General features: G+C 48.6%; 11 protein-coding genes. 4 read left to right on the top strand and 7 right to left on the bottom strand.

Annotated features, from left to right (window positions below; genetic code table 11):
- The first annotated feature begins 42 nt into the window (after positions 1-42).
- Positions 43-2,415 carry a tetratricopeptide repeat protein gene (locus U2F10_RS12595; RefSeq protein ID WP_499872290.1) on the top strand — a complete coding sequence of 791 codons (2,373 nt, stop codon included), beginning with the start codon at positions 43-45 and terminating at the stop codon, positions 2,413-2,415.
- 391 nt (positions 2,416-2,806) lie between these two features.
- On the opposite strand, the gene U2F10_RS12590 is transcribed toward U2F10_RS12595, so the two are convergent.
- Positions 2,807-3,046, bottom strand: a complete 240-nt coding sequence (locus U2F10_RS12590) for a hypothetical protein (RefSeq protein ID WP_499872288.1) — start codon at positions 3,044-3,046, stop codon at positions 2,807-2,809.
- Positions 3,047-3,476: 430 nt separating this feature from the next.
- Here U2F10_RS12590 and U2F10_RS12585 point away from each other — a divergent pair, with 430 nt between their 5' ends.
- On the top strand, positions 3,477-4,133 hold the full coding sequence (locus tag U2F10_RS12585) for a hypothetical protein (protein WP_499872287.1): 657 nt from the start codon (positions 3,477-3,479) through the stop codon (positions 4,131-4,133).
- 2 nt (positions 4,134-4,135) lie between these two features.
- The gene (locus U2F10_RS12580; protein ID WP_499872285.1) at positions 4,136-5,758 is read left to right on the top strand and encodes a tetratricopeptide repeat protein; all 1,623 of its coding nucleotides are present in this window, start codon (positions 4,136-4,138) and stop codon (positions 5,756-5,758) included.
- A gap of 7 nt (positions 5,759-5,765) precedes the next feature.
- Here the strand turns inward: U2F10_RS12580 and U2F10_RS12575 are convergent, their stop codons facing one another.
- The 6 genes from U2F10_RS12575 to U2F10_RS12550 form a co-directional block, all read right to left on the bottom strand.
- Positions 5,766-6,356, bottom strand: coding sequence for a Uma2 family endonuclease (locus U2F10_RS12575; RefSeq protein ID WP_499872284.1), 591 nt, complete (start codon positions 6,354-6,356; stop codon positions 5,766-5,768).
- Between the two features lie 440 nt (positions 6,357-6,796).
- Positions 6,797-7,384: a Uma2 family endonuclease gene (locus U2F10_RS12570; protein ID WP_499872282.1), complete on the bottom strand. Its 588-nt coding sequence runs from the start codon at positions 7,382-7,384 to the stop codon at positions 6,797-6,799.
- Positions 7,385-7,582: 198 nt separating this feature from the next.
- Positions 7,583-8,731, bottom strand: a complete 1,149-nt coding sequence (locus U2F10_RS12565) for an ABC transporter permease (RefSeq protein ID WP_163664269.1) — start codon at positions 8,729-8,731, stop codon at positions 7,583-7,585.
- 62 nt (positions 8,732-8,793) lie between these two features.
- Complete coding sequence (gene argB, locus U2F10_RS12560; RefSeq protein WP_499872281.1) at positions 8,794-9,663, bottom strand: acetylglutamate kinase; 870 nt, start codon at positions 9,661-9,663, stop codon at positions 8,794-8,796.
- Positions 9,664-9,724: 61 nt separating this feature from the next.
- The gene (locus U2F10_RS12555) at positions 9,725-10,291 is read right to left on the bottom strand and encodes a shikimate kinase (protein WP_499872280.1); all 567 of its coding nucleotides are present in this window, start codon (positions 10,289-10,291) and stop codon (positions 9,725-9,727) included.
- Between the two features lie 51 nt (positions 10,292-10,342).
- Positions 10,343-10,924 (bottom strand): DUF3038 domain-containing protein, encoded by a 582-nt coding sequence (locus U2F10_RS12550; RefSeq protein WP_499060802.1) that lies wholly within the window; start codon positions 10,922-10,924, stop codon positions 10,343-10,345.
- A gap of 302 nt (positions 10,925-11,226) precedes the next feature.
- On the opposite strand from U2F10_RS12550, the gene U2F10_RS12545 reads away from it, so the two are divergent.
- Positions 11,227-12,363 carry a tetratricopeptide repeat protein gene (locus U2F10_RS12545; RefSeq protein WP_163664275.1) on the top strand — a complete coding sequence of 379 codons (1,137 nt, stop codon included), beginning with the start codon at positions 11,227-11,229 and terminating at the stop codon, positions 12,361-12,363.
- Positions 12,364-12,571: the final 208 nt, after the last annotated feature.

The raw sequence follows: 12,571 nt of genomic DNA, 5'->3' as shown, positions 1-12,571 counted from the left end.
CTTTGTTTTTCAGTTATGTTCTCCTGACGTTAGCCGTTAGTTATGGGTATTCAACAATTTATGTACCGTTACAGCCACCGTTGGTTGGCACTTGCCTGCTTGGGTAGTTTGGTCTGGTTGGGCGTGGCCCTGCCGGTGCGATCGCAATCTCCCCAAATGTGCATCAATGAGAAAAATGATTATCTGCGCTACCGGATTACTGAACGAACTGAATGGGGCCGTATCGCCCTGGACAAAGGCTATATCCAGTCTGCTGTCGAGCATCTGACCCAGGGACTAGAATTGTCGAAGGCCACTGATAGTAATATCAGAGCAGGGATTTTAGAGAATTTTATTCTTGAAAATGGTGTCAATATCGATGAGGGTATCCGTGAGGTGGATACTCTGATTAAGCTTGGCGACACTGCTGCCGCCCGCACTGTGCTGACATCAGCCAACACCTTAGTCCAGGGAATACCGGACGATTACAGGTTTGAAAAAAGTGGTTTGTTAACAAAAACCGCCGCAGGCTATGCCGCCCTGGGAGAGCAAACAACAGCTCTAGATCTACTCTCCCAGGCGCGACAACTTGCCGCCAATGTGCAGGGGGCAGGGCTGCAAACAACAGCATTAACGATGGTTGGCCGACAATATGCGGCTGTTGGTGCGGGTGCGATCGCGATCGAAGTTGCCAACCAAGCCTTACAACAGGCTGAGACCATTAACCCTCAGGACTCAGACAGGCAGGCTCAAACCTTAGCCGCCATTGCTGTCATTTACGCTGAAGCGGGAGATATAGGTCAGGCCCTACAGCTAGCGAAGTCTATCGAGCAGCCTTACGCCCAAGAAAATGCCATGGGCAGTATTGCCCTATCAGCGGCTCGACTGGGGCAAATGGACCAGGCCGCCGATCTAGTACAGCAATTGACACTGGACGAGCCGACGATCGAAGCATCCAAGAACATTGGTGTATACCTGGCCAAACGCGATGATCAGGCCCAGGCCCAGCTATATTTTGATCAGGCCATTACGGCCATTGCCAACCATGGTTATCCAGGGCCACTTTTTACCGAAACGATGCTGGATGCTGGCCTTTCTGAAACAACCATGAAGGCACTTGCAGTTGCTCCAGGGGATCAGTTCAAAGTTGATGGCCTCATGGATTTGGCCACCTACTATGCCAACGTTGAAAACAATAAAGCTGTAGCCAGCGATGCCTTGCAGCAGGCCATGACGGCAACGGCTGAGGTGGAACAGGATTACATGCAACGTGATCTGTGGGAGAAAATCTATAAGCGTGCCATTGAGCTAGAAAATTATGACCTGGCCCTTGCAGCCGTTGACATGTTAGTTGCCAAAGGTCTGTCATTTAACGAGATTGAAGATTACACCACCATTGCCGTTGCCGCTGCTAAGTCGGGGCAAATAGAATCTGCCCTCAAGGCAACTGAACAGATTGACCCCAGTTACATCGCCAACACAAATCGAGCCTGGGGTGAGATTGCCGTGGCCTATGCCGTTGCTGGAGACTTTGACACCGCCTTTGCCACAGTAGAGAAAACCAATTCTTTCCCTGGCCCTGATTATGTTAGAGCATTGGTCAGGATTGGCTTGCAACAACAACAGGGCGGTTTATTAGAAGCAGCGGATGTCACAGTAGAGCAGGCACATCAAGTGGCGCAGGCCATAGACAATGAACCCGATCAGTTGATAGCGTTAAATGCCATTGCTCTGGAACATGCCAGAATGGGGCTGACTGAAGCGGCTAATAACTTTTTGGAGCCGGTCTTGGTAACTCTAAAGGCGCAATCAACCGATGATTTGTGGATGTTACAACCATTGGTTGAGGCTTGGGCCGAAATTGGGGAATATGGCTTTGCAGTGCAGATGTTAGATGCAGTGCCAGAAGAGTATCCTGAAAGTCCTCGCTGGAAAACGCTGCTGGTTGATCGCTTAATTGAGGATCAAGAAGACTATGCCACTGCGTTAGAGGTGATTGAATCTCGTGAGGATTCTGCCATTAAAGCGGCTGAAATGATGCGAGTGGCAGAACTCTATTTTCGAGATGGTAAGACTGACCAAACTTTAAAGATTTTGAATCGGGTTGCTAATGCTTCTGATGTCGGTGTAGATCAGTGGCTACGCATGGCTGAGTTGTATAGCTATCTGGGACAGACGGAGTCCATTGTGCCGCTGTTGGATCGGGCCTTTGAGGTGGCTAAGACAGTCCCCGGTGAAGAGTCTCAGGTGATTTATCTGCGTGAGGATTTGGCGGTTGATGATGAACAGGATCGGGGTAGTCTCTATGAGAAAATTGCGGTTGCCTATGGCAGAAACGGGTCGTACGATCGGGGCTTGGCTGTTGCGGAACAGTTGCAGGATACGCTGAATCGTAATCAGACAATGGATCGGCTGAATTGTTATCGTGATTTTTGAGGGTTTGAATGTTTTATAGGGTGGGTTATTGTCTGTGGTTGTGTGCGATCGCATTCCAACCCACCCACCTGTAGGTTGGGTTGCACCCCATCAAGATATGTCGCACCTTGCCAAAATTCCCATCAACCCAACATTGCCGACTTGGCACAGAATTTACATCAAGGTTGGTTGTGAAGCTCAAGCCCACTCCTAAAGTTTATTTGGCAGAGATGAGAGCGCTCTCAAAGGCTTGGCGATACTTGGTTCCCCTTACCAAGGGGAACCGTCAGGGATGGGTTTTCGAGACTTGGCACTAGTGGTCGAGATCCCTCCGCCTACGGCACCTCCCCTTGGTAAGGGGAGGACGTTGTTTAATATGCTTTTAGCCGATATTTCGTTACCCGTTCACTCCTCAATCCACTCGCACCCGCTTACTCAAAATTGCCATCATTTCATTGGGTCGCCCTGTGGGCAGAGGTTTACTCCAGTCGTTCGGCTCTGCATAGTGGAGCTTATGCAACAGGGCAATGGTATTACGGATGGCGGTAAGGCTGCCGAATAGGGTGTGGTTAACGGTTTCGTATTGGTAGTCGGGCAGGGGATTGTTGGCAGGCGGAATGTTAAACGCGCCTTGGGCGTTGTCTTGAAACATGGGTTCTGGTTCTCCGGTTGGGTACAGGGCCTCGGTGCAGAGGCGAAGGAAAGCCAGAACCTAAAAACTCAGCCACCCCGCGAATGTTTTGCTAATCGAGGTGACTGAGGCATAATAATGCCCAGACTCCAGATTGGCTAGTGCTTTCTGGGGGTTAGCCATCGGTACGGTGTTGCCGCACCTGCCGATGGTGCCAAATTATTAGGTTCTAGTGGGATAGTCGTGAGCGTCACGACATTAGACGAAAGTAGGACAAAAATCTGTTGGAGTCAAGATACAAAGTGTTAATCAGGCATCGAAGGTTTCATATTGAAAAAGGTTGATGAGTACTGAATTGCTTAACTGAAATATTTGCGGCTAATGCCGGTATTTTTCACGTCAATTCAGTCATTTGCTATAACTGTGGCAACCCTCGACCTGAGCAACCATAATGCAAAAGATCACGTTATTTTTAGCTTCCTCGTCAGAGCTAAAGGCCGATCGTGAGCAGTTTGAAATTTTTATCTATCGCAAATGCAAAGCCTGGTTTGATCGAGGTATCTTTTTGCATTTGGATATCTGGGAAGATTTTCTGGATGCTATGTCGGCAGGTGGTTTGCAAAGCGAATATAACAAGGCAATTCAGGACTGCGATATTTTCGTGCTGTTGGCCTTTAATAAGGTGGGCAAGTACACTGCCGAAGAGTTTGAAAAGGCATTTGGCCAGTTTTCGGAAACTAAGAAGCCTTTTATTTTTACCTACTTTAAGCCGTCGGAGACTATAGACCGAGATGAGCTGCAGAGCCTGTGGGCCTTTGAAGATAAGCTAAAAGAGTTGAAGCACTACAAGACCGAATACAAAACCATCGAAGGGCTGCGGGAGCATTTTAATAATCAGCTTGATAAGTTGGCAGCTAGCGGTTTTCTAGCACTAAAGATTGATGGGGATTTACCAGAAGTTCCCGAGCCAGTATCGGATACCATGCAAAATAATACAACTGTTTCTGGTGATGGCAATAAGGTTTATCAGAACGTTAATGAGAGCATCATTAACGATAGTTCCAAGACCTACACCATCGACAAGATTGACTCTGCGAGGTTTGAGTAGCTGTGGGCGATACTAAAACCTACAACATAAAAGCTATTGATAGCGCCCAGTTTTATGGTGATTTCAATAATGCAGAAATCGCCATTCAAAATACTCAGATTACGAGCGTAATTCACCAGTCTTCAGATTATGGTGAACTCCTGAGTCGTATTGAAGAAAAACGTGAACTCATAGAGCTTTTACAATCCACCGGTAAAACTGATCGTGCCTTAAAAGTCGATGCTGAGCTGGAAGAACTGGAGCATCAGCTGGAGCAGTTCAAAGAGAACGTATTGCGGTTATACGAAACATTTACCAAAATCGAGATCGATACCGAACGTCTGGCAAAGGCCAAAACCCACTTTGATCAAGGGGAGTTTCGAGAGGCTGATGCCATTTTGGATGCCGAGGATATGGCACAGGATCTGGATCAGCTGATTGAACGAGATCAGCAACTGGATCAGGAAAAAGCTGAGGTGGCTAAAAATAGGACCCAGCTAGCCAACGAATATGCGATTAAAGCGCGACTGTGGGCTACCTTCTATGACCGGCCCAATTGGTTTGAGCAGGTTTGCGAATATTTTGAAGAAGCGTTGCGGGCTGCTAACACACCAGAAATCAGATTTAGATATGGAATATTTTTGCAAAAACACAATTGCTTCAATAAAGCGAGGCCACTATACGAGGAATCGTTGCAGGTGTATCGCGAGTTGGCCTCGGAAAATCCACGCACCTATTTACCTCATGTAGCAGGAATGTTGAACAATTTAGCGATTTTGCAATCGGAGCAAAATAAGTATGAAGCAGCCCAGGGCAACTACAAAGAAGCGTTGCAAATCCGATGCGAGTTAGCCAAAGAGAACCCGAACATCTATTTGCCTTATGTAGCAGGAACGCTGAACAACTTGGCCAACTGTCAACAGTTTCAAAATGAGTATGAAGCGGCCAAAGGCAACTATGAAAAAGCGTTGCAGGTATATAGTGGGTTAGCCCAAGAGAACCCGCGTACCTATTCGCCTAAAGTAGCAGGAACACTGAACAATTTGGCGATTTTGCAATCGGGGCAAAATGAGTATGAAGCGGCCAAGGGCAACTATGAAAAAGCGTTGCAGGTATATAGTGGGTTAGCCCAAGAGAACCCGCGTACCTATTCGCCTAAAGTAGCAGGAACACTGAACAATTTGGCGATTTTGCAATCGGGGCAAAATGAGTATGAAGCGGCCAAGGGCAACTATGAAGAAGCGTTGCAGGTATATAGTGGGTTAGCCCAAGAGAACCTATGTACCTATTTGCCTAAAGTGGCGATGACGCTGAACAATTTGGCGATTTTGCAATCGGGGCAAAATGAGTATGAAGCGGCCCAGGCTAACTACGAAGAAGCGTTGCAGCTCCGTCGCGACTTAGCCGAGAAGAACCCGCGCACCTATTTGCCGTATGTTGCAACGACGCTGATTAATCTGAGTATTTTTTATTTGCAATCAAAGCCTGACTCACAAAAATCCGTGGCGCTGGCTTTAGAGGCGTTGAACTGCCTTCAAGACTTTCAGCAAATTCCCAGTCTGAACAACTATGCCCAGATTGCTTATCAGGTTTTAGAGGCTAACGACGTAGATAAGACAGGTAAACCTTTATCTACAAAAGAGTAGCGAAAACCTAGAAATGCAATACCTTACGAAACTCATTCGCCGCATCTAATCGAGATGTCTGTCCCATCAACACACAGCGAGTCAGCACATCAATGTCCAAGCCTGAAAGTTCTGGGATCTCACTGCATGGAATCTGAACATAATCACCATTCTTCAATCGATAAAGGCTAAACACCCCATCCTGCCAAAACCACACTTCAGAAATCCCCAAGGCTCGATAGCGCGACAGCTTACTAAGCCCTCCACTGGTAAACACCACCTCAATTACCAAATCAGGCGTCAGTTTAGAATCACCAAAACAATAGGACTCATCCGCTTGCGCCGATACTTCACCTTCGCGCTCATGAGTCATCGAACCAGTCGGTTCAAATTCAATACCTTTTTCCAGACAAAATAACCCAATCAAAAAGCCGATCAATCGGCTAAACATCTCATGCTCACGCCCTGGCATCAGAATTTCGATAGTCTTGTCATAATAAGCAAGACGGATGCCAGGAGAATCAGCAAACCCCGAACGGATCAGCTGAAACTTTGACCAGCTAATGCCAGAATACACAATCTGCTGATCGTTGACCGTACGAGAAAGGGTTTGCGTCATGGTTAGATACCATTAGCTCAATGTCCTGGCTTTTATCCTAGCTGATTACATCAATCATGCTTAGAAGCAGTTTTTCCGTTTGACCTCTCTGTATCGCGAAGATTATAAATTGGCGAAGATATCGAAGGAGGCATCCACAAGGGAGTTTCCCTACGTGGGGTTTCTGTTTTATCCCCTGCATCCAAAATCCCCGATACAAAACCGATAATTCTGTAGGGGTGGTGCCTTGTGCCCACCCTGGGATAACGGATGCCATTCACCAGAATTCCGTAATAATAAATTGTCCTATGGCCTTTCAGAATTGTGAGGATCGTCAATTTGTAACCATGTCGAAAGGGGCATCCACAAGGGAGTGCCCCTACGTCGCGCCATAATCTTTGACCCCAATTCAAACCGACCACCCTGGGATAACGGGACGCTATATCTACAGCTAAAGCCTTCTACAGACCAGCTCGCAGTACCTGATTAGCTGTTAAATCCACTACAGTACATTGAGACGACAGTAATACCTGATCACCCTCAAACTTACATTCCTGATAATCCCCATCCACCAGCGTTAAGACACAAACAACCTCTGCCACTGGGTCGATAATCCAATACTCCGGCACCTTGAGTTCTGAATATTCCTGTCGCTTCTCCACATAATCCCGCTCTCGCGATTTCAGATCCGTATCACTGCTAGATACCACTTCCACCACCAAATCAGGTATCGGCATTCCCAACCGCAACAACTTACCATCCCGCAAAATTGCAGCGGCAGACTCTTCCGAATGCACTACTAAATCTGGTTCCCGCGCCGACGCTTTCTCAGATGTAACCTCTAGCTGATGCCCAACAGCAAGTCTGTAATACGGAATCCCTAACCGCAAAAAATAACTCACCAAAAACATGACGATGGTCTTATTAATCGGGCTCTCGGTTGGCATTTCTACTAACACCCCGTTGACCAACTCATAGCGAGCACCTGTACCATCGTCGTAGGTCAGATACTCTTCCAGAGTTAAGGTTTTATTCGTAGCAATCGTCATGGGGATTACCGGTTGCGATTGACTCTAGGATAGCGTGCCCACTATTTTTCCAAAATCCGGATGCATCGAGGATCGCAACTTGGCAACCATATCGCAAGGGGCATCCACAAGGGAGTGCCCCTACGTCGTGCCATTATTCATACCCGCGGTTCAAACCAACAACCCTGTAGGGGTGGTGCCTCGTGCCACCCTGGGAGATCATTCCTCCAAACTACGTGGATCCAACGCATCCCGCAGACCATCACCCAACAGGTTAAAACACAACACCGTAATCACAATCAACGCTGCCGGAGGCCAAATCAACCACGGATGCAACACCAAAATCGATGCATTTGTTGCCGAAGATAACATGTTGCCCCAGGATGCATCCGGCTGCTGAATGCCTAGACCAATAAAGCTTAGGGCTGACTCTGAGAGAATATAACCCGGAATTGCCAACGTTGCTGAGATAACCACATAGGTGGCTGTCTGGGGCAAAATGTGTCGCAAAATGATGTGCAACGACCGCCCCCCCATGGCCTGACTTGCTTGCACAAAGGTGCGTTCTTTTAGTGACAACACTTCACCGCGAATAATCCGCGCTAGGCCCGTCCAGCCAATAAATGACAGAATCAGAACAATTAGTAAGAATCGCTGGGAACTGCTGAGGCCCGCTGGTAACACCGCCGCCAGTGTGACCAACAAGAAGAAACCTGGAATGGTCATAATCATTTCAACCAGGCGCATGATCACCGTATCAACGGTACCGCCAAAGTAACCAGAAATGCCGCCCACCAATAGGCCCAGGGGGAACGTAATCATAATTCCCACAAGACCAATGCTGAGACTAATGCGACCACCGTGAATCAATCGGCTGAGCTGGTCTCGGGCTGACTCATCGGTGCCAAAAATATTCCACTTACCTTCACCAACGGTGCCAAACACATGACGGTCAAAGGTAAACCCTTTGAAGAGTTCTGTCTCTTCTAGCTGCATGGACTCTTCAAAGGAAATGCTTTTCACAAAGGGTAGCTTTAGCTGAAACAGCTTATATTCTGACCCTTTAACCCACAACCGAATCGGTGATGGCTTTGAAAAATCTGTTGCAGTTACTCGCTCACCGGTTTCAATGTCTACCGGTCCCTGGGTCACTGGATACACATGGGGACCAATAAACTGCCCAGATACCTGATCCGTCCAATACACCGTAGTCGGCGGTAACAACGACCCACTGGGCTGCTGCTCGTAAGGATTATAGGGAGCCGTTATCTCTGCAAATGCTACCGTCAGGTAGAAAATAATCAGAACCGTAGCGCCAAACCGGGCCAGGGAGTTTTGTTTGAGTTTTTTCCACCAGGTAGCTGACATATCTAAGGTTGGAGGAATAGGGTGCAGGGTTTGTAGTTAAACTGCAAACCTTGCGCCCTATTCTAAGCTGTCTGATGCGAGGCGACTAGCATTGTGCCGATGCCGGAGTTGGTAAAGGTTTCGAGGAGGAGTGAATGGGGCACCCGCCCGTCAATGATGTGAGTACCGCGGACGCCCTGGGCCAGGGCACGAACGCAGCAGGTGACTTTGGGAATCATGCCGCCGGAAACGATGTCGGCATCGATCAATGCACGGGCTTCTTGAATGTCGAGTTTGTTATAGAGCGTAGAGGCGTCGTGGTAGTCCTTGAGGATGCCGGGGGTGTCGGTGAGCAGAATCAGCTTTTCGGCACTGAGGGCGGCGGCTAGCTCACCGGCCACGGTGTCGGCGTTGATGTTGTAGGGTTGGCCATTGGTGTCGGCGGCAACGCTGGAGATGATGGGGATGTAGCCTGCGTCTACCAGGGATTGGACGAGCTTGGGTTTGATATGGGTGACTTCGCCGACAAAGCCGATGCCCTCAGCCGCATGGGGGCGGGCGGTGATCAGATTGCCGTCTTTACCACAGAGGCCAACGGCGCTACCGCCCGCTGCGTTGACTAAACCGACAAGTTCTTTGTTTACCCGCCCCACCAGAACCATTTCCACCACATCCATGGTGGGGGCATCGGTGACGCGCAGACCGTCTCTAAACTGGGGTTCGATGTTGAGCTTGCTGAGCCAGGTGTTAATTTCAGGACCGCCGCCATGAACGACGACGGGATGAATGCCGACACAGGCCATAAATACAATGTCGCGGATGACGTCGTCCTTGAGGCTACTGTCTTTCATGGCGGCACCGCCGTATTTAATTACAACGGTACGGCCACGAAATCGTTGGATGTAGGGTAGGGCTTCGCTGAGGATTTGAACGCGATTGGCGGCGGTTTCCATATGGATTGAAGGGATAGGGAACGGGGGTAGGGACGTTCCATGGAACGTCCCTGCAAAATGGTTATCGATCGAGGGTGGTGCTGGTGGCTGGGTTTTTGGTAATGACGGTTTGTAGGGTATCGAGGATGCGGGATGCGATCGCATCCACCTTTTCCCCATGCTGATAAACCACCGTCGCATCGGCCTGGGCATAACGAGCCTGGCGCTGCTCTAACAGCGTGGTGAGCTTATGGCGCAGGTCGCCCTCCTGTAACAATGGACGGGACTTATCTCGACTCAGGCGAGCGATCAGTTCATCAACGGCCACATTAATCCACACCACCAGCCCCGATTGTAAATAGCTCCAGTTCTGCTGTTTAATCACCATGCCACCGCCCGTGGCGATGACCGTGTGGGTATAGGGCGCAACCTGGCCTAGCACCTGGGTTTCAATATCGCGAAAAGCCGCTTCCCCCTGCGCCGCAAAAATGTCATTGATGCTTTGCCCAGTGGCCTGCACAATCACATCGTCAGTATCAATAAAGCGGTAGTTGAGAAGTTTGGCCAGGTGTTTGCCGATGGTCGTTTTGCCAGAACCCATCATGCCTACCAGGTATAGGTTTGTACCCTTAAGCAGCTCTGTGGTCATGTGCCATGTGCGTTTTTTGACCCACCCATTATCGGCCTATTCGGGGTCAATCTATTCGGCCCGATCTAAAAGCGCTTGCCAAAGTCGCTGCTGGCCGCCACCACCGCTATAAAATAGCAAATCAATTAATAGCTGAAAGGCAAGTTTCTCCAACACATTGGGCTTCACATCCTCTTCCATCCGTTCAGTATAGGTATTGCTAAACCGATCGAGATAGTCGCCTAAAATCGCCACACGGTGGGGTGGGGTACTGTCTGCTGTCGCCTTTTCTAACGCGGTTACAGCCTGGTGAATGGCCTGCCGATGTTTGCTGGCTAGCTGGGCTGTGGTCAACACTAGCGCCCGCGCCTCATCCACATCCAGTTTTTTACGGCCCTGCCCTTTACGCAAAGGACTCGACTGCCGCAACCGCCAAAGGTTTACCCGATCCGATAGGAAGGTGTTGAGTCCGGCGGCTTTGGCCTGGTCTAAAATTGCTTCTGATCCAATGCCCACAAGTGTTTCAAGGGCAATCAGCACCAGGTCAAGCTGGCCCTTAATAGAACGTAGTTGATCAGGGGTAAGGTTAACAGACACCACTAGGCACAACGGGAACACAGTTGGACCGCCAGGGAAACCCAGAATCGGGCGCATCCCATTAAGATCGCACCCTGATCTAGATTAAACAGTCACGTTGTAGTTTAACGTTGCATCGTCTCTAGTTCGCTATCTATCCCTTGATGCCATTGCCCTAAATCATGGATGCACTGTAAAGACTTTATTGAATTTAGTCGAAACTTTATCCGTATCTAATAAGGCCCATTGCGAATTCATTAACAAGGGACAGGGTCAACCATGGGTTGGGTCAGCATCATTGAGACGATTTCCAATGATCGCTTGCCTATAAACCGATTACGCAATCTACCCTCAGGCAATTGCTAAAACGGAGTAGACTTATGGGTCGCGCTAGCATTATTGAAGCTTATATTCAACGGCTGCTTGAATTGAACCAGCCAGTGACACCAGCCATCCTCGAAGCGATTGCTAAAGAGGTCGGCATTACCAAGGGTGAAATAGAGGCTATCAATGTACAGGTTAAGGGACATCTTAGCCGTGGCCAGAACTATATTGAATTTGGCTACCTGGAGAAGGCTCTTGATGAATTTAATCAGGCTAAAGCTCTAAATCCGATCAGCCTGGACGTTTTGTTTGCTTTAGTGAAGATTTATAACCTTCGCTACAAACAGGATAGTGGTCTGGAAGATCGTCAGGAAGCAATACGTCTGGCTAAGCGATGCATAGAACTACAGCCCCAGAATAAAGAAGCCCAGGCACTGGTGCGGTCTCTACGGCGCAATGCTATTCCTGAAGCAATCTCGTTACAGTCAAAGCCAAACATCTTTATTTTGATTGGCTTTCTAGAAAATGTCTTTAGTCCGACAATGCTCTCTCGTCGAACTAAGACAAAAATTGCCCTGCTAATTCTCTTTCTACAGCAGCCGATTCGTACCCCAAATGCAGCGGCATTGGTCAGTCAGCTAGCACTGCTAGTGGGTAGTGTCGGAATCATTGGTATTGGTTTTATGAGTGTTAGCCGTTTGCCTGTCTTTTCTGACACCATCGTCGAGATCGATCCAGAAGACACATTTTCTGACACCGCTGGACCCACAACGGCCAGTACCGGTAGCTACACCTTTGACCCAGGCCCCAATGTACCGGTGGCCTTTAACTATCCTGGCCTACTGATTGAACCGAGGTTGTCGCGCCTGGGTGAGTATAAAGGAGAGCCTTATTACAAGCTCCATGGCATTGTTATTAATGACAGTGGCCAAGAAGTTATCAAGCTTGACCTGAAGGTGGAATTGTTAGATGGGAATGGCTTGCCGATTTCCATTATTCATCAAGTTAGTGTAACTGACACAAACACCATCATCCGACCTGGCGATACCCGGTCTTTTAGACTCTTTCACAAAATTACGCCAGACTTAATGAGCGTTCGTGTCACTGTGAATGACATTCAGCAGGTTGTTGGTCTCACCACCTATGAGTCCCCCAGTGCTGATAGTTCTACCTGGAGTGCATCTGTCCCCTAGGGCAACAACTTTAAACTGTTGGGTCAAACAGTTTAGTCGCAACCGAGAGAAAAATGGTTCAGATTAAACTGGGACAGGGACACCATCAGCGACAACGGCACCTTGAACAATCTTGATCAAGATCCAATTTGTGCTCCTACCACAAAGACTTTACTCAACTTAGTCACATTTTTATCCTTATTCACTCAGGGGATAGGGAATGCATTGA

This window comes from Leptothoe sp. EHU-05/26/07-4 (genome assembly GCF_043421015.1).
GTDB classification, from domain to species: domain Bacteria; phylum Cyanobacteriota; class Cyanobacteriia; order Phormidesmidales; family Phormidesmidaceae; genus Leptothoe; species Leptothoe turfae.
The sequence above is the reverse complement of the archived record's forward strand: the minus strand, read 5'-3'. Positions and strand labels throughout refer to the sequence as shown.